The organism is Enterobacter sp. 237C8, assembly GCF_034106865.1.
GTDB lineage: Bacteria > Pseudomonadota > Gammaproteobacteria > Enterobacterales > Enterobacteriaceae > Enterobacter > Enterobacter asburiae_B.
In genome coordinates this window covers 456,468-478,359 of sequence record NZ_JAWNDF010000001.1, presented here as the reverse complement: position 1 = coordinate 478,359, position 21,892 = coordinate 456,468, and the positions used below count along the sequence as shown (strand labels likewise).

The following is a 21,892-nucleotide window of genomic DNA, read 5'->3' as shown; positions in this document are numbered from 1 at the left end:
GCTGATGCCCTCACCCCGGCCCTCTCCCGCAGGGAGAGGGAGAAAACCGGGCAATTCCCTCTCCCTTTGGGAGAGGGTTAGGGCAAAAATCACAGCACTGAAGGTAGCAGTCCTACAAGGCTTCCCTCTTCCAGAAGCTGCATCGCCTTATCAATATCCGGCGCAAAGAAGCGGTCGTCATCGTAGTGCGATACGTGCTCGCGCAGCACATGACGCGCCTGCTCCAGCAGCGGGCTGGATTTTAGCCCTTCACGCAGATCGACACCCTGACATGCCGCCAGCCACTCCACCGCCAGCACGCCGCGGGTGTTGGAAGCCATTTCCCACAGACGACGCCCGGCAGCCGGCGCCATCGAAACGTGATCTTCCTGGTTCGCTGACGTTGGCAGGCTGTCCACGCTGTGCGGGTGCGACAGGGCTTTGTTCTCGCTCGCCAGCGCCGCTGCGGTCACCTGGGCAATCATAAAGCCCGAGTTGACCCCGCCGTTACGCACCAGGAACGGCGGCAGCTGGGACATATGTTTATCCATCATCAGCGCGATGCGGCGCTCGGACAACGCGCCGACTTCGGCAATCGCCAGGGCGATATTATCCGCCGCCATTGCCACCGGCTCGGCGTGGAAGTTGCCCCCGGAGACCACCTCGTTTTCCTGGGCGAACACCAGCGGGTTGTCGGACACCGCGTTGGCCTCCACCAGCAGCACTTCTGCCGCCTGGCGCAGCTGCGTCAGGCACGCGCCCATCACCTGAGGCTGGCAGCGCAGGGAATACGGATCCTGCACCTTTTCACAGTTGTGGTGTGAATCCGCGATCTCGCTGGTGTCGGTAAGCACGTGACGGTACATCGCGGCGGCATCAATCTGCCCGCGCTGACCGCGCACCTCGTGGATGCGGGCATCGAACGGGCGACGCGAGCCCAGCACGGCTTCGGTAGTCAGCGCACCGCACACCACCGCCGAGGCAAACAGATCTTCCGCTTCAAACAGGCCGCGCAGCGCGAAGGCGGTCGATGCCTGCGTGCCGTTCAGCAGCGCCAGCCCCTCTTTCGCCGCCAGGGTGATCGGGTTTAGCCCGGCTTTTTTCAGCGCCTCTTTCGCAGGAAGCCACTCGCCCTGCCAGCGCGCTTTGCCTTCCCCCAGCAGCAGCAGCGACATGTGCGCCAGCGGCGCAAGATCGCCGGATGCGCCAACGGAACCTTTTGCCGGGATCCACGGATAGACTTCCGCATTGACCAGCGCCATCAGCGCCTGAATCACGCTCAGGCGAATGCCGGAGAAGCCGCGGGCCAGGCTGTTGATTTTGAGCACCATCATCAGACGGACAATCTCATCGTCCAGCGGCTGACCCACGCCCGCCGCATGTGACAGCACCAGCGAACGCTGTAAGTTTTCCAGATCGTGTGTCGCGATGCGGGTCTGCGCCAGCAGGCCAAATCCGGTGTTAATCCCGTAGGCGGTGCGCCCTTCGGCAACGATGGCTTCGACGCAGGCGACGCTGTCGTTAATGGCGGCGTGGGCACTTGCATCCAGCGAAAGGGTGACCGGCTTGCGCCAGACGTTACGCAGCTGCTTGAGCGTCAGCGAGCCGGGAGTGAGTGTTAATGCGTTCATTAATGCTTTCCTTGTGTGGCAGGGATCATCGGCAGGTTAAGGCCCTGCTCTTTGGCACAGTCAATGGCAATTTCGTAACCCGCATCCGCGTGACGCATCACGCCGGTGGCCGGGTCGTTGTGCAGCACGCGAGCGATACGCGCGGCGGCTTCATCGGTTCCGTCGCAGACGATGACCATCCCGGAATGCTGGGAGAAGCCCATCCCCACGCCGCCGCCGTGGTGCAGCGACACCCAGGTCGCGCCGCTGGCGGTATTCAGCAGAGCGTTCAGCAGCGGCCAGTCAGAGACCGCATCCGAGCCATCGCGCATGGCTTCGGTTTCGCGGTTCGGGCTGGCGACGGAGCCGGAGTCCAGGTGGTCGCGGCCGATGACGATCGGCGCGGAAACTTCACCGCTGCGCACCATTTCGTTGAAGGCGAGGCCGAGTTTTTGACGCCACTCCAGCCCTACCCAGCAGATACGCGCCGGCAGGCCCTGGAAGTTAATGCGCTCGCGGGCCATGTCCAGCCAGCGATGCAGGTGTTCGTCATCGGCGACGATCTCCTTCACTTTGGCGTCAGTTTTGTAGATGTCCTCCGGGTCGCCGGACAGGGCAACCCAGCGGAACGGACCGATGCCGCGGCAGAACAGCGGGCGGATATAGGCAGGAACGAAGCCCGGGAAGTCAAAGGCGTTATTCACGCCCATCTCTTTCGCCATCTGGCGGATGTTGTTGCCGTAGTCGAAGGTCGGAATGCCCATCTGGCTGAAGGCCAGCATGGCGGAGACGTGCTCGGCCATGGATCGTTTCGCAGCAAGCACCGTGCCTTCTGGGTCGGTTTCCGCTTTTTGCTGATATTCTTCCCACGTCCAGCCTTTTGGCAGGTAACCGTGCAGCGGGTCATGGGCGCTGGTCTGGTCGGTGACCAGATCCGGACGCACGCCGCGGGCGACGAGCTGCGGGAGAATGTCCGCCGCGTTGCCGCACAGGGCAATCGACACCGCTTTGCCTTCGGAAGTGTATTTTTTGATGCGCGCCAGCGCATCGTCCAGATCGGTTGCCTGCTCATCGACGTAGCGGGTGCGCAGACGGAAATCAATGCGGCTCTGCTGGCACTCAATGTTAAGCGAGCACGCACCGGCAAGCGTGGCGGCCAGCGGCTGCGCGCCGCCCATGCCGCCGAGACCCGCGGTCAGCACCCAGCGGCCTTTGAGCGAGCCGTTATAGTGCTGGCGACCGGCTTCCACGAAGGTTTCGTAGGTGCCCTGCACGATCCCCTGGCTGCCGATGTAGATCCAGCTACCCGCGGTCATCTGGCCATACATCGCCAGCCCTTTCGCGTCCAGTTCGTTGAAATGTTCCCACGTGGCCCAGTGCGGCACGAGGTTAGAGTTAGCGATCAGCACGCGCGGCGCGTTTTTGTGCGTTTTGAACACGCCAACCGGCTTGCCGGACTGTACCAGCAGGGTTTCGTCGTGTTCGAGTTCGGTCAGGGATTTTACAATTGCGTCATAGCATTCCCAGTTGCGCGCGGCGCGGCCAATGCCGCCGTAGACCACCAGCTCGTGGGGGTTTTCCGCCACCTCAGGGTCGAGGTTGTTCATCAACATGCGCAGCGGGGCTTCGGTGAGCCAGCTTTTGGCGGTAAGCGTGGTGCCGCGCGCGGCGCGGACGTCCTGCTGGCGGTATTTACCTGACGACATTGTGTGCTCCTCATAGGGGACAGATGATGCATTTAGATATACTTGTATAGACAAGCACACACAAGGTCAGATTTAACAAAAAAGATACAATTTTGTTATATTGCGTTAGCGATCACGCTTATAAAACTTATGACATGAAGTGGCCCTGCAGCCGGTAGCGATTCCCCGGGAAAAGCAGCCGGGCATGCGACACAATGTGCGACGAGGACCAGGTTCGACGGCGGATCAGCAGGCACGGATCGTGCTCTTTAATGCGTAGCCTTTCGCACTCCTGCGGCGTGGCGCGCACGGCCTCCACAATGTGCTCCCCTTCCGTCAGCGGTGCGACGAGCGAGAGATAGGCATGCGGCGTGGTCTGGGTGTAATCCTGGTTCAGATAGTCCGGTATCCGCTCAGCGTTCACGCAGCGATCTTCAATCTGCACCGGAATGTCGTTTTCGAAATGCACCATCACGGAGTGGAAAATGCGGCTTCCCTCCTTGACGTTAAGCTCTGTGGCCTGCTCGGCGCTGGCCTGGGTCTCTTCGAGCACCAGCACCTCGCAGCGGTGCTGATGATTACGCGCGGCTATCTCGTCCGCAATGCTGCGGATTTCAAACAGCGCCGACTGTCCTTTCGGTTCCGCCACAAACGTCCCCACGCCCTGCAGGCGCACCAGAAGCCCTTCGTCGGTCAGCTCGCGCAGCGCCCGGTTGACGGTCATCCGGCTAAAACCAAACTGCGCTACCAGCTCGGCCTCCGAAGGAATGCGATCGTGCGGGCGCCAGACGCCGGTAGCGATTTTTTCGCTGATCGCCTGCTTCACCTTTTCATAGAAAGGCGCGGGAGGGCTCGACTGCGGCAGAGGTGAGCGTGAAAACATCGTGACTCCTTGAATAGTGTTATGCCCACCAGTGAGCAATTTGCCAGGCCAGGCGGGCGGCTAGCTTAGCGCCCTGCCCGTCCCGATCGTACTGCGGGTTAAACTCTACCAGATCGGCGGCCTGTAGCTTACCGCTACGGCAGATTTGTTCGATAACCGGCAACAGATCCAGCGCCGGTATGCCTAACGCAGCCGGTGCGGACACGGCAGGCATTTCGCTGGCGGGCAGGACGTCCAGGTCGATCGTCAGATAGATACGATCGGCCTGCGCCAGCACCCTTTCCAGGGCGGATAGCGCATCGCGCCTGAAATGGAGATCTTCCACCAGCGTGACGTTCAGGCGTTCGGCCTCGTCCCACAGCGCCAGCGTGTTCGCCGCCCGGCTCACGCCAAGGCAGGCGTAGTGAAATTCCCGCCCGCGCTCATCGCAGTAGCGCGCCAGCTGGCGAAACGGGGTGCCGGATGTGGCCTGGTCGGCCTTGCGCAGATCGAGATGGGCATCAAGGTTGATAATGACAACCCGCTCGTTCGGGAAGGCCTCCAGCACGCCGCGACCTTGCGCCCACGCGGTTTCGTGCCCGCCGCCAAACACCAGCGTGCGCATCCCGGACTGCTGGCAGGCCGTGACGGCATCGCTTAACGCCTGCTGTGCCGCTTCCAGCTCGTGGCCTTCAACGTACACCGAGCCCATATCCGTCAGCCGGTCATGCCCCTGATGGCTTGCCATATTTGCCAGCGCTTTTCGCAGCATATCCGGTGCCTGCACGGCGCCGGGCCTGCCCTGATTGCGTTTTACCCCTTCATCACATTCAAAACCTATCAGCGCGATGCCGGATGAAAGCGGCGTGAACTGGCCCTGCTGCTTTATCGTCTGGAAAATGCGCTTTGCACTGCTGGCCTCGGCGCTGTCATCGCGCCCCTGCCAGACGGTTTCGGCTACGGGCCGCCATAACCTCATACTGCCTCCCCACGGAAAATACGTTGATACAGCGGATTGCGTCCCGGCTCGTAGACCATCTCAACCGGATGATGTGCATCCCAGACGATAAAATCGGCGACAAACCCTGCCCGCAGCTGCCCGTGGGTTGCGCCACGGCCCAGCGCCTGCGCGGCATGCCGCGTGACGCCAGCCCAGGCCTCTTCAGGGGTCAGACCAAACTGGACGCAGGCCATGTTCATCGCCAGGTGCAGGCTCGCAAACGGGCTGGTGCCGGGGTTATAGTCGGTGGCGACGGCCATCGGCACGCCCTGTTTTCTGAGCTGTTCAACTGGCGGACGCTGGCGCTCCTGCAGAAAATAGAACGCACCCGGCAACAGGACGGCAACCGTGCCGCTTTCCGCCATCGCCTGAACGCCTGCGTCGTCGAGATATTCGATATGATCGGCGGAAAGGCCCTTATACTGGCTGACCAGCGCCGCGCCGCCCTGATTCGACAGCTGTTCGACATGCCCTTTCACCGGGATACCCAGCGCGGCGGCGGCCTTGAAGAGGCGCTCGGTCTGCGACGGGGTAAAGCCGACGTTTTCACAAAACACGTCGACTGCTTCATATAACTCTTTTTGCCACAGCGTAGGCAGTATCTGCTCGCAGATCAGCGTGAGGTAGGCATCCGGATCCTGCCGGTATTCCGGCGGAACCGCATGGGCCGCCAGCAGCGTTGGGCTGATATCAATCGGATTATTGAGGCCCAGCTGGCGGGCAACCTGCAGCATCTTCTCTTCGGCCTCGGCGTTGAGCCCGTATCCCGATTTGATTTCAACGGTCGTCACGCCTTCATTCATGAGACGCTGGAGCCGCTGCTGCGCCAGTTTCAGCAAGGTTTCGGCTGAGCTGCTGCGCGTCGCCGTCACGGTAGCGTTAATCCCGCCCCCCTGGGCGCTGATGGTTTGATAAGAGACGCCGTTCAGACGCTGCTCCCACTCCGCCGCGCGGTCGCCGCCAAATACCAGGTGGGTATGGCAGTCAATCAGGCCAGGCGTGACCAGACGCCCCTGAAGATCGACGCAGTGTCGGTGTCCGGAAGGAATGTCAGATTCAGGGATCGCGGCCAGAATAGTGTGGCCGCGCACGACCAGAGCGTGTTGCTCTTTCAGTCCATAAGACGCAGGTACGTCCGGCGCCATCGTAGCCAGTCGCGCATTTCGCCATATTACATCGTCGGGATGAATCTGCTGCATGGGGCATTCCACTTGTCTTAGGTTGTATAGACATTTATTTGCATCCACCGTCTACTGTCAACCGCCTTAACGGAAAATGTTATTTATTTGTGATCACCTACCTGCCGCTCCGGGGCTAAAAATGCAACTTTTACCCTTTTTATCTTCCCGTTTCGCTCAACTTAGTATAAAAAAGCAGGCTATTTCGTCTATCCCGTTTAAGACTTGCATACCCAGGAGCTCTACCTTGAACATTTCCAGGATTTCCCGTCTGGCGTTAGCACTCGCCTTTGGCGTGACCTTATCCGCATGCAGTTCAACACCACCGGATCAGCGCCCTTCTGAGCAGGTTGCGCCCGGTACCGCCTCCCGCCCGATTTTGTCCGCTGATGAAGCGAAGAACTTCGATCGTGCGCACTACTTCTCAGCGATGGATCCTAACGCTGCGCCGTGGACACCGTCGTCTATTAACCTGCCTAAACAGCCTGACTTCGTGGTTGGCCCGGCGGGTGCGCAGGGCGTAACGCATACCTCTATTCAGGCTGCGGTTGATGCTGCCATCACTAAACACAGCGCGTCTCGCCAGTACATCGCGATCCTGCCGGGTGAATATGAAGGCACCGTATATGTTCCGGCGGCCCCTGGCAGCATTACGCTTTACGGTCTGGGCGAAAAAGCGATCGACGTAAAAATTGGCCTGGCGATTGATTCCGAAATCGACAGCAACACCTGGCGTCACCTGGTGAATCCGGCCGGTAAATATATGCCGGGCAAACCTGCGTGGTATATGTTTGATAACTGCCAGAGCAAGCGTTCCGCCACCATTGGCGTGATGTGCTCGGCGGTATTCTGGTCTCAGAATAACGGTCTGCAGCTGCAGAACCTGACCATTCAGAATACCCTGGGCGACAGCGTTGATGCCGGCAGCCACCAGGCCGTTGCGCTGCGTAGCGATGGAGATAAGGTGCAGATTAACAACGTCAACATTCTGGGCCGCCAGAACACCTTCTTCGTGACCAACAGCGGCGTGCAGAACACCCTGCAGAATAACCGCCTGACCCGTACTCTGGTGACCAACAGCTACGTTGAAGGTGACGTGGATCTGGTGTCCGGTCGCGGCGCGGTGGTGTTTGATAATACCGATTTCCGCGTGGTGAACTCCCGCACTCAGCAGGAAGGTTACGTGTTTGCTCCGGCAACCCAGTCTAACCTCTTCTACGGCTTCCTGGCCGTGAACAGCCGCTTTAATGCTGCCGGTGACGGCGTGGCACAGCTGGGACGCTCCCTGGACGTGGACTCTGCGACCAACGGCCAGGTCGTGATTCGCGACAGCGTGATCAACGAAGGCTTCAACATGGCGAAGCCGTGGGCTGATGCCGCAATCTCCAAACGTCCATTCTCCGGCAATACCGGCGCAGTGGATGATAAAGGGAACGTGCAGCGCAACCTGAACGACGCTAACTTCAACCGCATGTGGGAATACAACAACCGCGGTCTGGGTAGCAAAGTGGTTGCTGAGCCGAAGCAGTAAGCTGTTTTGCCCGGAGGCGCTGCGTTTACCGGGCATAAAAAAACCTCGCATTCGCGAGGTTTTTTGTTTTTAGCCGCTTAGTGAGCGTTGACCACCACCCACATTGGCCCCTGGCCTACGGCGTAACGCCCTTTCTCTTCCAGCAGCCCCTGCTCGCCTTTAATTTCATACAGCGCGATGTGGTGGGATTTCTGCCCCGCCGCAATCAGGTATTTACCGCTGTGATCGATATTAAAGCCGCGCGGCTGGGTTTCCGTTGGCTGGAACCCTTCAATCGCCAGCACGCTGCCGTCTTCAGAGATGCTAAAGACGGTAATCAGGCTGGAGGTACGGTCACAGGCGTACAGATGGCGGCCATTTGGCGTAATGTGGATATCCGCCGCCCAGCGGGTATCGGAGAAATCAGACGGCATCATGTCCAGCGTCTGCACGCACTCAATCTGACCGTTTGGATCTTTCAGCTCCCATACGTCCACAGAGCTGTTCAGCTCATTGACCACGTAGGCGTACTGCTGGTTCGGATGGAAGACCATATGGCGCGGGCCCGCGCCTTCAACGGTAGTCACTTCGGCAGGATTCTGCGCCACCAGGTGACCATCGTCGCTCAGGGTGAACAGGCAGATACGATCCTGCTTCAGCGCAGGCACCCACAGCGTGCGGTTATCCGGAGAGATATTCGCCGAGTGGCAGCCTTCAAGCCCTTCCACCACATCCACGGTTTCGACCGGAATACCATCTTCCAGACGCGTTACGCTGACGCAGCCCGCGTTATACGAGCCGCTGAAGACAAAGTTGCCTTTACGATCGGTCGAGATATGGGTTGGACTGCCCGGCAACGGGGCTTCGGCAGTGTACGTCAGCGCGCCATCGTCCGGAGAAATGCGATAGGCCAGCACGCGGAACTCCGGGCGCACACCCACGTACAAGAAACGTTTATCCGGGCTGATGACCATCGGTTGCACCTGGCCTGGCACATCAACAACCTGAACCAGCGTGAGTGTCCCTTCGGTATTTAAACGCCAGACGTGGATCTGCTGGCTTTCAGGACTGGCGGTATAAACGGTTTGTTTCATGAATATTCACTCCTCACTGCGCATGAAAGTAGTTAACTTTTGACGGTGAATGCTGAATTGTCGACAGGAGTTTTGAAGCGTTCGCCTCTCGGTGTACCATCCCATCAAAACGTAAATTCAATATTAACCCGGGAAAACAGATGACCTCGCGTGTGATTGCTCTGGATTTAGACGGTACCTTACTGACGCCGCAAAAAACCCTTCTCCCCTCCTCCCTTGAGGCGCTAAAACGCGCGCAGGAAGTGGGATATCAACTCCTTATCGTAACGGGTCGACATCACGTTGCCATTCACCCTTTTTATCAGGCACTGGCGTTAGATACACCTGCAATTTGTTGTAATGGCACTTATTTGTATGATTATCAGGCAAAAAAGGTTTTAGAATCCGACCCGCTGCCGGTTCCCCAGGCGCTGCAGCTGATCGATCTTCTGGATAAGCATGCCGTTCACGGCCTGATGTACGTGGATAACGCGATGGTGTACGAGCGCCCTACTGGCCATGTAGTGCGCACCAGCAACTGGGCGTTGTCCCTGCCTGAAGCGCAGCGTCCGGTCTTTACCCAGGTTTCCTCCCTGCGTCAGGCAGCCCAGGACGTTGAGGCTATCTGGAAATTCGCCCTGACCGATGAAGACACCACCAAACTGAATACCTTCGCAAAACACGTGGAACACACGCTGGGTCTGGAGTGCGAATGGTCCTGGCATGACCAGGTGGATATTGCCCGCAAAGGCAACAGCAAAGGCAAGCGCCTGTCGCAGTATGTGGAATCACAGGGCGGGTCGATGCGTGACGTGATCGCCTTTGGCGACAACTACAACGACATCAGCATGCTGGAAGCCGCCGGTACCGGCGTGGCGATGGGCAATGCCGACGACGCGGTAAAAGCCCGCGCCAACGTGGTGATTGGCGACAACACCACCGACAGCATCGCGCAGTACATTTATACCCACCTGCTGTAATCAGGCGGTAATCGAGACGCTCTTAATTTGCGCGTAAAGCCACAGGCCGGGTTTGATCCCTAACTCATCCCTCGCCCACGGGCTAATGCGCGCCCAGAGCGTCCTGCTGCCGACTTCAAGCTTCACTTCCACCTGCCCGTTATCATCAAAACACTCCGCCACTTTGGCGCGCAGAATATTTCGAATACTGGTTTGCAGCGGCGGCTGTAGCACCAGCGAGACGTCCGATGCCTGGATGCGAATTCGCAGCGCGGACTGTAACGGTTTGTCGATCTTATTGACCCACAGATGCTGGTCGCCCAGCGCCAGGGCGGTCATCGCGTAGTGCGGGTGATGTTCCAGAACGCTCACTTTAAGAATGCTGCTCTGCTGTTCCCTGGGTAACCAGGGGTGCATTACGCTGCTGCCCCACACCTCTTCCAGGTTGCCGAAGGCCTTCACGCTGCCCTCTTCCAGCACCAGCACCTTGTCGGCCAGATGGAGGATCTCATCCAGCGAATGGCTGACGTAGAGCATAGGAATATTAATTTCCCGCGTCAGGCGCTGTAGATAAGGCAGAAGTTCGCGTTTACGCGGAATATCGAGCGAGGCCAGCGGTTCGTCGAGCAGCAGCAGCTCGGGGGCTGTGAGCAACGCGCGGCCAATGGCCACACGCTGTTTTTCTCCGCCGGAAAGCGAGGATGGAAGCCTGTCGAGCAGAGGTTCAATGCCTAAAAGCGTCACCAGCTTATCAAACTGCCCGGCCATGCTTTTCGCCATGCCGTAACGCAGGTTGCCGCGCACGCTGTAGTGCGGGAACAGGCGCGCGTCCTGGAAAACATAGCCGATGCGGCGCTTATCCGGCGAGAGGTAAACCTTATTCTCTACGTCATTCAGGACGCGGTCATTCAGGACAATACGGCCAGACTGCGGGCGGGTCAGGCCGCTGATGGCATTAATCAGCGACGTTTTTCCCGCTCCCGACACGCCAAAGATGGCGGTGATTCCGCTTGCCGGCAGCATTTCGTTAAGCGTCAGGGTATGGTTTCCCAGCGTCTGGGTAAAATGGAGTTCCAGCATGCTTATTTCCCCATCCGCTCGCGGCTGAGCCGCGCCAGCCATTCAGACACCATCAGCGATACCAGCGCCAGCACAATTGAAATAATACACAGCCGCGCCGCCGCGCCTTCACCGCCCGGCGTTTGAATCAGAGTATACATTGCCGACGGGATGGTTCGCGTCTCGCCGGGGATGTTCGACACAAAGGTGATCGTCGCGCCAAACTCGCCCAGCGAGCGGGCGAAGGCCAGCACCGTCCCGACAATAATGCCCGGCAGCGTGAGCGGAAGCGTGATGGTGAAAAAGACGCGCCAGCGCCCTGCGCCCAGCGTGCGGGCCGCCTGTTCGAGCTTCATGTCCACGCCTTCCAGCGCGAGGCGGATCGCCCTCACCATCAGCGGGAATGACATCACCGCCGCCGCCAGTACCGCACCGCGCCAGCTAAACGCAAACGTCAGCCCAAACCAGTCGTAGAGCTTCTCTCCGATAAAACCGCGTCGCCCCATCGAAATCAGCAGCAGGTAACCGACCACCACGGGCGGCAAAACGAGCGGAAGATGCAGCACGCTGTCGAGCAGCGTTTTGCCGGGAAACTGACAGCGAACCAGTAGCCAGGCAAAGAAGATCCCAAAGGGCAAGCTCAGCGCAACCGCCAGGGAAGAGACTTTTAGGCTCAGCAGAACAGCCTGCCATTCAGGATCGGTCAATATCATCAGTGAGTCGTAAATCCATAACGTTTAAAGATTGCGGACGCCTCCGGCCCTTTCAGGTAATCGCGGAAGGCCGTCACGGCCGCATTTTTATGTCCATCAACAATCGCAACAGGATATTCCACTTTCTTGTGGGAGTCTTCCGGGAACGTTGCGACCACTTTTACACCTTTACTGGCAACGGCATCAGAGCCATACACAATGCCCAGCGGGGCTTCGTTGCGTTCTACCAGCGCCAGCGCGCCGCGCACGTCTTCCGCCGGGGCCAGCTTCGGTGACAATGTCTCCCATGCACCCAGCTTTTGCAGCGCTTCTTTGGCATAAATCCCGGCCGGAACGTGCTCCGGGTCGCCCACGGCCAGACGGCCACCGTTCAGCAGGCTCGTCCAGTGGGTCTCTTTGTTGATGGTGAAGTCCGCCTGCGCGCTGGCTTTTGGCGCCACGACAACCAGGCTATTCCCCAGCAGCGTTTCGCGGGTTGTCGCATCAATCGATTTCTTCTCCGCCGCGTAATCCATCCACTTCTGGTCAGCCGAGATGAACAGATCCGCCGGTGCGCCCGCTTCTATCTGGCGCGCCAGCGTCGAGGAAGAGGCAAAAGAGGAGACCACCTCGACGTTTTTCTCTTTTTTATACGCCGCCGCGATGTCCTGCAGCGCGTTGGTCAGCGACGCCGCGGCAAAGACGGTGATTTTACCCTCGTCCGCCAGCGCGTGTCCGGTAAGTGAAAGCGTCAGCGTTGCCCCTGCGAAAAGGCGTATCCATGAACGTGCCATCTGTAACTCCTGTGAGTAGCGTTATATACATCTTAATATAACGATAACGTCAGGGAGATCCCAGCGTTTAATCGTACCGCTGAAGGGGTAAACCGGTGTGATGCGTTAAATAATATCGGCGTAGACGGGAAAATCTTGAGAGCAAAACGCCCGGACTGGCCGGGCGTTTTGTGGGGAATCAATGCTGCTTTTTAGCCTGGTCTTTGTGACCAATGTTCGAAAAGACGTTGAACACTTCACCCAGGCCGTAGATGGCACCGAGGATGATGGCCATCACTACTGGTACCATGATCACGGCGAATACCAGACTTTTCAACAACTCTAACATGGTTTTCTCCAGATATTGTGAACGGCTCATTCTACCCTTTCAAGTGAGAAAAACATCCCCTTTTGTGCGGTACCCTTTGCGCCCTGCACCATTTGGGTCACAATACTCTTTTTGCCAGGACACTGTTATGCAGGCCGAAATTCTTCTCACTCTACGACTTCAGCAAAAGCTTTTCGCCGATCCGCGACGTATCGCCCTGCTTAAACAAATAGAACAAACGGGCTCAATTAGCCAGGGGGCGAAAAACGCGGGCATCAGCTACAAAAGTGCCTGGGACGCCATCAACGAAATGAACACCCTGAGCGAACACCCGCTGGTGGACAGAGCCACAGGCGGCAAAGGCGGCGGCGGTGCGATCGTGACGCGTTACGGCCAGCGCCTTATTCAGCTTTACGATCTGCTGGCCCAGATCCAGCAAAAGGCGTTCGATGTGTTGAGCGACGACGATAACGTTCCGCTGGACAGCTTGCTGGCCGCCATTTCCCGCTTCTCGTTACAAACCAGCGCCCGCAACCAGTGGTTTGGAACGGTGACGGCGCGCGACAATCTCCAGGTACAGCAGCATATTGAGATCCTGCTTGCCGATGGCACCACCCGTCTGAAGGCCGCAATAACGGCGCAGAGCGCAGAGCGCCTTGAGCTCGATGAAGGAAAAGAGGTGCTGGTGCTGCTGAAAGCGCCGTGGGTCAATATCACGCGCGATCCCGACGCCGCAAAGGCGGCCGATAACCAGCTCCAGGGCGCAATCAGCCTTATCGAACGCGGCCAGGCGCAGTGCGAAGTGCTGATGACCCTCGCAGACGGGCAACCGCTTTGCGCGACGATACCGCTTAGCGAAGCGGACGGTTTAGAAGAAGGTTCTGTCGTTACCGCCTGGTTCAACGCAGACCGGGTGATTATCGCCACATTGTGCTGAGCGCATTGACAATCGCGCCGACAGTGCGTATCCCTGATATCTGTTGCTGCAAAAACAGGGATAAACCATGTCATCATTGCATATTTCGCAAGGCACGTTTCGTCTTAGCGATACCCGAACGCTGACGATTGCTGATTTGACGATACGCGCGGGTGAAAGCTGGGCGTTTGTCGGCACTAACGGCAGCGGTAAATCCGCGCTGGCCCGCGCGCTGGCCGGCGAGCTCCCCCTCCTCAAGGGCGAATGCCAGGGCGACTTTACGCGCCTGACGCGCCTGTCATTTGAACAATTGCAAAAGCTGGTAAGCGACGAGTGGCAGCGCAATAACACTGATTTACTCAGCCCTGGCGAAGAAGATACCGGCCGTACGACGGCGGAAATTATTCAGGATGAGGTGAAAGATCCCGCCCGCTGTCAGCGCCTGGCAGAACGGTTCGGCATCACCGCCCTGCTCAACCGGCGCTTTAAATACCTTTCAACCGGCGAGACGCGAAAAACGCTGCTTTGCCAGGCGCTGATGAGCGAGCCCGAGCTGCTTATCCTCGACGAACCCTTTGACGGCCTTGACGTGCAGTCCCGTGCGCAGCTGGCGGCCCTGCTGGAGTCGCTTAATCAGCAGGGCTATACCCTGGTTTTGGTGCTTAACCGCTTCGATGAAATTCCGGACTTTATTCAGCACGCGGGCGTACTGGCCGACTGTAACCTGACCGAGACCGGTGAAAAAACCGCGCTGCTTAAGCAGGCGCTCATCGCCCAGCTCGCGCACAGTGAACAACTCGACGGAATTACGCTTCCGGAACCTGACGCCCCTTCGGCCCGCCATGCGCTCGATCCCCACCAGCCGCGCATCGTGCTGCGGGATGGGATAGTCTCTTATGACGATCGCCCGATCCTCAACCGTCTTAGCTGGACGGTCAATCCCGGCGAACACTGGCAGATTGTCGGCCCTAACGGCGCGGGAAAATCCACGCTGCTGAGCCTTATCACCGGCGATCACCCGCAGGGCTATAGCAACGATCTGACGCTGTTCGGTCGGCGTCGCGGCAGCGGCGAAACCATCTGGGATATTAAAAAACATATCGGCTACGTCAGCAGCAGCCTGCATCTGGATTACCGGGTCAGTACCACGGTACGCAACGTGATCCTTTCCGGGTATTTTGATTCCATCGGTATTTATCAGGCGGTGTCTGACAAACAGCACAAGCTGGCCCAGCAGTGGCTGGATATTCTGGGCATGGACAACCGGGTCGCTGACGCGCCGTTTCATAGTCTGTCGTGGGGGCAGCAGCGTCTGGCCCTGATCGTTCGCGCGCTGGTGAAACACCCTACGCTTCTGATCCTCGACGAACCGCTGCAGGGACTCGATCCGCTGAATCGCCAGCTTATCCGCCGCTTTGTGGACGTGCTGATTAGCGAAGGTGAAACGCAGCTGCTGTTCGTTTCACATCATGCCGAAGATGCCCCCGCCTGCATCACGCATCGCCTGGAGTTTGTGCCGGACGGTGAGGGTTATCGCTATCTTCTCAGCAACGTCGATTAACCGTGGAGGGCTCTGCCCTCCTCTTTTTCAGATAACTTGCATCAATACATCGCTATCTCTTTGATCTAGAATGCACTCAGTCATTAAAAAAGCGAGTGTGAAAACGAGTGTAAACGATTCCACTATTTTATCCCATGTCACACTTTTCGCGTCTCTGTTATGCTATGGTTATTACATACCATAAGCCCAATGGAGCGAAATATGCGAGTTCTGGTAACAGGTGGTAGCGGTTACATAGGTAGTCATACCTGCGTGCAACTGCTGCAAAACGGTCACGACGTCATCATCCTCGACAACCTGTGCAACAGTAAGCGCAGCGTGCTGCCGGTGATTGAACGCCTTGGCGGTAAACAACCGACTTTCGTGGAAGGCGACATCCGCAACGAAGCGCTGATGACCGAGATCCTTCACGACCATGCCATCGAAGCGGTGATCCACTTCGCGGGTCTGAAAGCGGTCGGTGAATCCGTTGCGAAGCCGCTCGAGTATTACGACAATAACGTCAACGGTACTCTGCGTCTCATCTCCGCCATGCGCGCGGCGAACGTCAAAAACTTCATCTTTAGCTCCTCCGCCACCGTCTACGGCGATCAGCCCAAAATCCCTTACGTTGAAAGCTTCCCGACCGGTACGCCGCAAAGCCCGTACGGCAAAAGCAAGCTGATGGTGGAACAGATCCTGACCGACCTGCAAAAAGCACAGCCGGAGTGGAGCATCGCCTTACTGCGCTACTTCAACCCGGTCGGCGCGCATCCGTCAGGCGATATGGGGGAAGATCCGCAGGGCATCCCGAACAACCTGATGCCGTATATCGCCCAGGTTGCCGTGGGTCGCCGCGACTCGCTGGCGATTTTTGGCAATGACTATCCGACCGAAGACGGTACCGGCGTGCGCGACTACATCCACGTGATGGATCTGGCCGACGGTCACGTTGCGGCCATGCAGCAGCTGGCCAACAAACCGGGCGTGCATATTTACAACCTCGGCGCCGGGGTCGGCAGCAGCGTGCTGGACGTGGTTAACGCCTTCAGCAAAGCCTGCGGCAAGCCGGTGAACTATCACTTCGCTCCGCGTCGTGATGGCGACCTGCCTGCTTACTGGGCCGATGCCACCAAAGCCGACAAAGAGCTTAACTGGCGTGTGACGCGCACGCTTGATGAAATGGCACAGGATACCTGGCACTGGCAGTCACGCCACCCGCAAGGCTATCCGGACTAAGGATCCGTCATGACGCAATTTAACCCCGTCGATCATCCGCATCGTCGTTTTAACCCGTTAAGCGGGCAATGGATTTTGGTTTCTCCGCATCGCGCCAAGCGCCCCTGGCAGGGCGCGCAGGAGACGCCTGCAAAACAGACGCTGCCACAGCACGACCCGGACTGCTTCCTCTGTCCGGGCAACACGCGCGTCACCGGGGATAAAAACCCGGACTACAAAGGCACCTTCGTGTTCACCAACGATTTTGCCGCGCTGATGACCGACACGCCGGACGCGCCGCAAAGCCACGATCCGCTGATGCGCTGCGAAAGCGCGCGCGGAACCAGCCGCGTGATCTGCTTCTCGCCGGATCACAGCAAAACGCTGCCGGAGCTGAGCGTGGACGCGCTGAAAGAGGTCGTCAGCACCTGGCAGGCGCAAACCGCAGAGCTGGGGCAGAGCTATCCGTGGGTGCAGGTGTTCGAAAACAAAGGCGCGGCCATGGGCTGCTCTAACCCGCACCCGCACGGCCAGATCTGGGCGAACAGCTTCCTGCCTAACGAAGCCGAGCGTGAAGACCGTCTGCAGAAAGCGTATTTTGCTGAAAACGGTTCGCCGATGCTGGTGGACTACACCCAGCGCGAGCTGGCCGACGGCAGCCGCACCGTGGTGGAAACCGAACACTGGCTGGCCGTCGTCCCCTACTGGGCCGCCTGGCCGTTTGAAACGCTGCTGCTGCCGAAAGCGCACGTGCAGCGCATCACCGATCTTAGCGACGCGCAGCGCGACGACCTTGCCCTGGCGCTGAAAAAGCTCACGAGCCGTTACGACAACCTCTTCCAGTGCTCTTTCCCGTACTCCATGGGCTGGCACGGCGCCCCGTTTAACGACGAAGAGAATCAACACTGGCAGCTGCACGCCCATTTCTATCCGCCGCTGCTGCGCTCTGCGACGGTACGTAAATTCATGGTGGGCTATGAAATGCTGGCGGAAACCCAGCGTGACCTGACGGCGGAACAGGCGGCAGAACGTCTGCGTGCCGTTAGCGACGTCCACTATCGCGAATCAGGAGTCTAAAAAAATGAGTCTGAAAGATAAAACACAATCCCTGTTTGCTGAGAAATTTGGTTACCCTGCCACCCACGTTATTCAGGCGCCAGGCCGCGTTAACCTGATCGGTGAACACACCGACTATAACGACGGATTCGTGCTGCCGTGCGCCATCGATTACCAGACCGTCATCAGCTGCGCGAAGCGCGACGACCGTAAAGTTCGCGTGATTGCGGCGGATTACGGTAATGAGACGGACGAGTTTTCCCTCGATGCCCCGATTGTGACGCACGACAGCCAGCAGTGGTCTAACTACGTGCGCGGCGTGGTGAAACACCTTCAGAAGCGCAACAAGAACTTTGGCGGTGCGGATTTAGTTATCAGCGGCAACGTGCCGCAGGGTGCGGGCTTAAGCTCCTCTGCGTCGCTGGAAGTCGCGGTTGGTACCGTATTCCAGCAGCTTTATCATCTGCCGCTGGACGGCGCGCAAATCGCCCTGAACGGTCAGGAAGCAGAAAACCAGTTCGTGGGCTGTAACTGCGGCATTATGGACCAGCTGATCTCCGCGCTGGGCAAAAAAGAGCATGCCCTGTTAATTGACTGCCGTTCGCTGGGTACCAAAGCCGTTCCCCTGCCGAAAGGCGCGGCTGTGGTGATCGTCAACAGCAACTTTAAGCGCACGCTGGTGGGCAGCGAATACAACACCCGCCGCCAGCAGTGCGAAACCGGCGCCCGCTTCTTCCAGCAGCCTGCCCTGCGCGACGTGACGCTCAATGAATTTAACAAAGTGGCGCACGAGCTGGATCCGGTTGTCGCCAAACGCGTTCGTCACGTGCTGACGGAAAATGCCCGTACCGTTGAAGCCGCGTCCGCGCTGGCGAAAGGTGACCTGAAACGCATGGGTGAGCTGATGGCGGAATCTCACGCCTCCATGCGCGATGATTTTGAAATCACCGTTCCGCAGATCGACACCCTGGTGGACATCGTTAAAGCCACCATCGGCGACAAAGGCGGCGTGCGCATGACGGGCGGCGGTTTTGGCGGCTGCATCGTTGCGCTGGTGCCAGAAGAGCTGGTCCCTGCCGTACAGGATGCCGTGGCGAAGCAGTACGAAGCAAAAACGGGTATCAAAGAAACCTTCTATGTTTGTAAAGCATCACAAGGAGCCGGACAGTGCTAAACGAAACACCTACCCTTGCACCGGATGGTCTGCCGTATCGCCTGTTAACCCTGCGCAACAGCGCGGGGATGGTCGTTACGGTGATGGACTGGGGGGCAACCCTTCTTTCTGCCCGCGTACCGATGCCGGACGGCAGCGTGCGCGAGACACTGCTCGGCTGCGCCTCGCCTGAGCAGTACGTCAATCAGTCCGCCTATCTGGGCGCGTCCGTCGGGCGCTATGCTAACCGCATCGCGAAGAGCCGTTTTGAACTCGACGGCGTGCAGTACACCCTGCTTCCAAGCCAGGGTGAGAACCAGCTGCACGGCGGACCGGACGGGTTTGATAAACGCCGCTGGAAGATTGTTCGTCAAAACGATGGCGAAGTGCTGTTCTCGCTGGATTCGCCTGATGGCGATCAGGGCTTCCCGGGGAACCTTGTCGCGTCCGCGCGCTTTACGCTGACCGACGACAACCGTATCGCCATTGAATACCGTGCGACGGTCGACAAGCCGTGTCCGGTCAACCTGACCAACCACGCGTACTTTAATCTGGACGGTAACCAGTGCGACGTGCGTGAGCACAAGCTGCAGATCCTGGCGGATGCGTATCTGCCGGTTGACGAGATGGGCATTCCGTATCAGGGCCTTAAAGACGTGAGCGGCACCAGCTTTGACTTCCGCAGCGCGAAGTCCATCGCCCAGGATTTCATGAGCGATGACGATCAGCGCAAGGTGAAAGGCTACGACCACGCTTTCCTGCTGCAGGCCAAAGGCGATGTGAAACAGCCTGCCGCGCAGGTCTGGTCTGCGGATGAGAAACTGCAGATGACGGTTTATACCACTGCCCCTGCCCTGCAGTTTTACTCAGGCAACTACCTCGGCGGGACGACGGCGCGCGAACACGATGAGTACAGCGACTGGCAAGGCCTGGCGCTGGAGAGCGAGTTCCTGCCGGACAGCCCGAACCATCCGGAATGGCCGCAGCCAGACTGCGTGCTGCGTCCGGGTAAAGAGTACGTGAGCGTGACGGAATATCATTTTATTCCACATTAATATCCAGCCCTCCCTCCGGAGGGCTTTTTTCTGCGCGCCTTGCTGAAAATAGCGCCGATCGCAGACAAAATCATAACCCTGGATTCACAAGCATCTTACACTCAGAGACTATTTTCGCTATGGTTAGGGTTAAGCGTTGCTGGTGGCACGGCCACGGCAATATAATGAGAATTGTTATCATTCTAAAAATGCTTGAGGAGTAAGAGATGGCTATAACTAAGCTGGTCCTGGTGCGTCACGGCGAAAGCCAGTGGAACAACGAAAACCGCTTTACCGGTTGGTACGACGTTGATCTGTCTGAGAAAGGCGTAAGCGAAGCAAAAGCAGCGGGTAAACTGCTGAAGGAAGAAGGCTTCAGCTTTGATTTTGCTTACACCTCTGTGCTGAAACGTGCCATCCACACCCTGTGGAACGTGCTGGACGAACTGGATCAGGCCTGGCTGCCGGTTGAGAAGTCCTGGAAACTGAACGAACGTCACTACGGTGCGCTGCAGGGCCTGAACAAAGCGGAAACCGCTGAGAAATATGGCGACGAGCAGGTTAAACAGTGGCGTCGCGGCTTCGCAATCACCCCACCAGAGCTGACCAAAGATGACGAGCGCTACCCGGGCCACGATCCGCGCTACGCGAAGCTGACCGACGCTGAGCTGCCAACCACCGAAAGCCTGGCGCTGACCATCGACCGCGTTGTGCCTTACTGGAACGAAACCATTCTGCCACGCCTGAAAAGCGGCGAGCGCGTGATCATCGCTGCTCACGGTAACTCCCTGCGTGCGCTGGTGAAATACCTGGACAACATGGGTGAAGACGAAATCCTCGAACTGAACATCCCAACTGGCGTACCGCTGGTGTATGAGTTCGACGAAAACTTCAAGCCAATCAAACACTACTATCTGGGTAACGCAGAAGAGATCGCGGCGAAAGCAGCGGCTGTCGCGAACCAGGGTAAAGCGAAGTAATTTTCGCAAGGTATAAAAAAAGCGCGGAGCCTTCCGCGCTTTTTTATTTGTGCCTGAGAATTCAGCCGCGGCGCGCTTTTACCGCATTCGCCAGCTGACGCAGGATGGTATCGGTATCGTCCCAGCCAATGCAGGCATCGGTGACGCTTTTGCCATACACCAGCGGCTCGCTGCCTTCCAGGTTCTGGTTACCTTCAACCAGATGGCTTTCGATCATTACCCCAATCACTGCCTTCTCACCGCCGGCAATCTGCTGGCAGACGTCTGCCCCCACTTCCATCTGCTTTTTAAACTGCTTGCTGGAGTTGGCATGGCTGAAATCGATCATCACCTGCGGTGGCAGCCCGGCTTTTTCCAGCCCGACCTTCACTTCCGCCACGTGTTTCGCACTGTAGTTTGGCTCTTTGCCGCCGCGCAGAATGATATGGCAGTCACCGTTACCGCTGGTGTTAACGATGGCGGAATGGCCCCATTTGGTCACGGACAGGAAGCAGTGCGGCGCACCCGCTGCGTTGATGGCGTCGATAGCCACCTTAATGGTGCCGTCAGTGCCGTTTTTGAAACCCACCGGGCAAGAAAGACCGGACGCCAGCTCGCGGTGAACCTGAGATTCAGTTGTACGGGCACCAATTGCGCCCCAGCTCATCAGGTCTGCCAGGTATTGTGGCGTAATCATATCCAGGAATTCACCGGCCGCTGGCAGGCCGCTGTCGTTGATCTCCAGCAGCAGCTTGCGCGCAATGCGCAGACCGTCGTTGATCTGGAAGCTGTTATCCATATGCGGATCGTTAATCAGCCCTTTCCAGCCCACGGTGGTGCGCGGTTTTTCAAAATAGACGCGCATCACGATTTCAAGCTCGTCCTTTAGCTCTTCACGGAGGGTGAGCAGACGGGCAGCGTACTCTTTCGCAGCTGCAGGATCGTGAATGGAGCACGGACCAATCACCACCAGAAGACGATCGTCATTACCTTTCAGGATCTTATGGATCGCTTTACGAGCATGAGAAACCGTGTTTGCGGCATTTTCAGTGGCGGGGAATTTCTCAAGGAGCGCTACAGGAGGTAATAACTCATTGATCTCTTTAATGCGTAAATCGTCGTTCTGATAATTCATTTTCTTTCCAGCTCTGCCATATCTTTAGTAATGAAAGCAATCCTTTCAATCTATCTTGTCGACCAGGAAGTGTAAACACGGTTTTACACTTCACGCAGATAATTCCTGGAATTCGCCTAAAAATCGCCACAAAATAGCGAAAAATGAGATCTAACCTAAGCTTTTTAACTGTA

20 protein-coding genes are annotated in these 21,892 nt (G+C 57.9%); 9 read left to right on the top strand and 11 right to left on the bottom strand.

All coding sequences use genetic code 11. The annotated features are described in order from the left end of the window. Positions 1–89: 89 nt before the first annotated feature. The 5 genes from hutH to hutI all read right to left on the bottom strand — a co-directional run bounded on the left by hutH (position 90) and on the right by hutI (position 6,335). On the bottom strand, positions 90–1,610 hold the full coding sequence (hutH, locus tag USF70_RS02350) for a histidine ammonia-lyase (protein ID WP_063440577.1): 1,521 nt from the start codon (positions 1,608–1,610) through the stop codon (positions 90–92). Then, a complete protein-coding gene (gene hutU / locus USF70_RS02345; RefSeq protein WP_196354695.1) occupies positions 1,610–3,295 on the bottom strand; it encodes a urocanate hydratase in 1,686 nt (561 codons plus the stop codon). The genes hutH and hutU overlap by 1 nt, the downstream gene beginning before the upstream one ends. 127 nt (positions 3,296–3,422) lie before the next feature. Then, positions 3,423–4,157 (bottom strand): histidine utilization repressor, encoded by a 735-nt coding sequence (locus USF70_RS02340; protein ID WP_023310841.1) that lies wholly within the window; start codon positions 4,155–4,157, stop codon positions 3,423–3,425. A 19-nt stretch (positions 4,158–4,176) separates the two neighbouring features. Continuing rightward, positions 4,177–5,115: a formimidoylglutamase gene (gene hutG / locus USF70_RS02335; protein WP_320735234.1), complete on the bottom strand. Its 939-nt coding sequence runs from the start codon at positions 5,113–5,115 to the stop codon at positions 4,177–4,179. Further along, positions 5,112–6,335, bottom strand: a complete 1,224-nt coding sequence (hutI, locus tag USF70_RS02330) for an imidazolonepropionase (RefSeq protein WP_320735233.1) — start codon at positions 6,333–6,335, stop codon at positions 5,112–5,114. The genes hutG and hutI overlap by 4 nt, the downstream gene beginning before the upstream one ends. 226 nt (positions 6,336–6,561) lie before the next feature. Here hutI and USF70_RS02325 point away from each other — a divergent pair, with 226 nt between their 5' ends. After that, positions 6,562–7,845, top strand: a complete 1,284-nt coding sequence (locus tag USF70_RS02325) for a putative acyl-CoA thioester hydrolase (RefSeq protein ID WP_033144970.1) — start codon at positions 6,562–6,564, stop codon at positions 7,843–7,845. A gap of 77 nt (positions 7,846–7,922) precedes the next feature. Here USF70_RS02325 and pgl read toward each other — a convergent pair whose 3' ends face one another. After that, entirely contained in the window at positions 7,923–8,918 is a 996-nt protein-coding gene (gene pgl / locus USF70_RS02320) for a 6-phosphogluconolactonase (protein WP_033144969.1), read from the bottom strand. A gap of 140 nt (positions 8,919–9,058) precedes the next feature. Between pgl and USF70_RS02315 the strand changes: the two genes are divergently transcribed. Next, positions 9,059–9,877: a pyridoxal phosphatase gene (locus USF70_RS02315; RefSeq protein WP_320735232.1), complete on the top strand. Its 819-nt coding sequence runs from the start codon at positions 9,059–9,061 to the stop codon at positions 9,875–9,877. On the opposite strand, the gene modC is transcribed toward USF70_RS02315, so the two are convergent. The 4 genes from modC to USF70_RS02295 form a co-directional block, all read right to left on the bottom strand. Beyond that, positions 9,878–10,936, bottom strand: a complete 1,059-nt coding sequence (modC, locus tag USF70_RS02310) for a molybdenum ABC transporter ATP-binding protein ModC (RefSeq protein WP_320735231.1) — start codon at positions 10,934–10,936, stop codon at positions 9,878–9,880. Positions 10,937–10,938: 2 nt separating this feature from the next. Further along, positions 10,939–11,628: a molybdate ABC transporter permease subunit gene (gene modB, locus USF70_RS02305; RefSeq protein ID WP_033144966.1), complete on the bottom strand. Its 690-nt coding sequence runs from the start codon at positions 11,626–11,628 to the stop codon at positions 10,939–10,941. Continuing rightward, positions 11,628–12,401, bottom strand: a complete 774-nt coding sequence (gene modA / locus USF70_RS02300) for a molybdate ABC transporter substrate-binding protein (RefSeq protein WP_069303833.1) — start codon at positions 12,399–12,401, stop codon at positions 11,628–11,630. The genes modB and modA overlap by 1 nt, the downstream gene beginning before the upstream one ends. A gap of 178 nt (positions 12,402–12,579) precedes the next feature. Continuing rightward, positions 12,580–12,729: an AcrZ family multidrug efflux pump-associated protein gene (locus tag USF70_RS02295; RefSeq protein WP_023310811.1), complete on the bottom strand. Its 150-nt coding sequence runs from the start codon at positions 12,727–12,729 to the stop codon at positions 12,580–12,582. Positions 12,730–12,856: 127 nt separating this feature from the next. Between USF70_RS02295 and modE the strand changes: the two genes are divergently transcribed. The 7 genes from modE to gpmA all read left to right on the top strand — a co-directional run bounded on the left by modE (position 12,857) and on the right by gpmA (position 20,605). After that, entirely contained in the window at positions 12,857–13,645 is a 789-nt protein-coding gene (gene modE / locus USF70_RS02290) for a molybdenum-dependent transcriptional regulator (protein WP_320735230.1), read from the top strand. Positions 13,646–13,712: 67 nt separating this feature from the next. Then, positions 13,713–15,185: a molybdate ABC transporter ATP-binding protein ModF gene (modF, locus tag USF70_RS02285; protein WP_262769046.1), complete on the top strand. Its 1,473-nt coding sequence runs from the start codon at positions 13,713–13,715 to the stop codon at positions 15,183–15,185. Between the two features lie 201 nt (positions 15,186–15,386). After that, a complete protein-coding gene (gene galE / locus USF70_RS02280) occupies positions 15,387–16,403 on the top strand; it encodes a UDP-glucose 4-epimerase GalE (RefSeq protein WP_023334950.1) in 1,017 nt (338 codons plus the stop codon). Positions 16,404–16,412: 9 nt separating this feature from the next. After that, the gene (gene galT / locus USF70_RS02275; protein ID WP_033144962.1) at positions 16,413–17,459 is read left to right on the top strand and encodes a galactose-1-phosphate uridylyltransferase; all 1,047 of its coding nucleotides are present in this window, start codon (positions 16,413–16,415) and stop codon (positions 17,457–17,459) included. Between the two features lie 4 nt (positions 17,460–17,463). Beyond that, positions 17,464–18,612, top strand: coding sequence for a galactokinase (gene galK, locus USF70_RS02270; RefSeq protein WP_029739550.1), 1,149 nt, complete (start codon positions 17,464–17,466; stop codon positions 18,610–18,612). Continuing rightward, positions 18,606–19,646: a galactose-1-epimerase gene (gene galM, locus USF70_RS02265; protein ID WP_143347376.1), complete on the top strand. Its 1,041-nt coding sequence runs from the start codon at positions 18,606–18,608 to the stop codon at positions 19,644–19,646. Before galK ends, galM begins: the two co-directional genes overlap by 7 nt. A 206-nt stretch (positions 19,647–19,852) precedes the next feature. Next, positions 19,853–20,605 carry a 2,3-diphosphoglycerate-dependent phosphoglycerate mutase gene (gpmA, locus tag USF70_RS02260; RefSeq protein ID WP_023310804.1) on the top strand — a complete coding sequence of 251 codons (753 nt, stop codon included), beginning with the start codon at positions 19,853–19,855 and terminating at the stop codon, positions 20,603–20,605. Positions 20,606–20,666: 61 nt separating this feature from the next. Here the strand turns inward: gpmA and aroG are convergent, their stop codons facing one another. Beyond that, positions 20,667–21,719: a 3-deoxy-7-phosphoheptulonate synthase AroG gene (gene aroG / locus USF70_RS02255; protein ID WP_024908788.1), complete on the bottom strand. Its 1,053-nt coding sequence runs from the start codon at positions 21,717–21,719 to the stop codon at positions 20,667–20,669. Between the last annotated feature and the right edge of the window lie 173 nt (positions 21,720–21,892).

Bases quoted from the DNA above. Each gene is read 5' to 3' on its own strand.
- modF (WP_262769046.1), top strand. From the start codon at position 13,713: ATGTCATCATTGCATATTTCGCAAGGCACGTTTCGTCTTAGCGATACC.
- hutI (WP_320735233.1), bottom strand. From the start codon at position 6,335: ATGCAGCAGATTCATCCCGACGATGTAATATGGCGAAATGCGCGACTG.
- USF70_RS02295 (WP_023310811.1), bottom strand. From the start codon at position 12,729: ATGTTAGAGTTGTTGAAAAGTCTGGTATTCGCCGTGATCATGGTACCA.
- modA (WP_069303833.1), bottom strand. From the start codon at position 12,401: ATGGCACGTTCATGGATACGCCTTTTCGCAGGGGCAACGCTGACGCTT.
- galT (WP_033144962.1), top strand. From the start codon at position 16,413: ATGACGCAATTTAACCCCGTCGATCATCCGCATCGTCGTTTTAACCCG.
- hutH (WP_063440577.1), bottom strand. From the start codon at position 1,610: ATGAACGCATTAACACTCACTCCCGGCTCGCTGACGCTCAAGCAGCTG.
- USF70_RS02340 (WP_023310841.1), bottom strand. From the start codon at position 4,157: ATGTTTTCACGCTCACCTCTGCCGCAGTCGAGCCCTCCCGCGCCTTTC.
- hutU (WP_196354695.1), bottom strand. From the start codon at position 3,295: ATGTCGTCAGGTAAATACCGCCAGCAGGACGTCCGCGCCGCGCGCGGC.
- gpmA (WP_023310804.1), top strand. From the start codon at position 19,853: ATGGCTATAACTAAGCTGGTCCTGGTGCGTCACGGCGAAAGCCAGTGG.
- aroG (WP_024908788.1), bottom strand. From the start codon at position 21,719: ATGAATTATCAGAACGACGATTTACGCATTAAAGAGATCAATGAGTTA.
- pgl (WP_033144969.1), bottom strand. From the start codon at position 8,918: ATGAAACAAACCGTTTATACCGCCAGTCCTGAAAGCCAGCAGATCCAC.
- modC (WP_320735231.1), bottom strand. From the start codon at position 10,936: ATGCTGGAACTCCATTTTACCCAGACGCTGGGAAACCATACCCTGACG.
- USF70_RS02315 (WP_320735232.1), top strand. From the start codon at position 9,059: ATGACCTCGCGTGTGATTGCTCTGGATTTAGACGGTACCTTACTGACG.
- galK (WP_029739550.1), top strand. From the start codon at position 17,464: ATGAGTCTGAAAGATAAAACACAATCCCTGTTTGCTGAGAAATTTGGT.
- galE (WP_023334950.1), top strand. From the start codon at position 15,387: ATGCGAGTTCTGGTAACAGGTGGTAGCGGTTACATAGGTAGTCATACC.
- hutG (WP_320735234.1), bottom strand. From the start codon at position 5,115: ATGAGGTTATGGCGGCCCGTAGCCGAAACCGTCTGGCAGGGGCGCGAT.
- modE (WP_320735230.1), top strand. From the start codon at position 12,857: ATGCAGGCCGAAATTCTTCTCACTCTACGACTTCAGCAAAAGCTTTTC.
- modB (WP_033144966.1), bottom strand. From the start codon at position 11,628: ATGATATTGACCGATCCTGAATGGCAGGCTGTTCTGCTGAGCCTAAAA.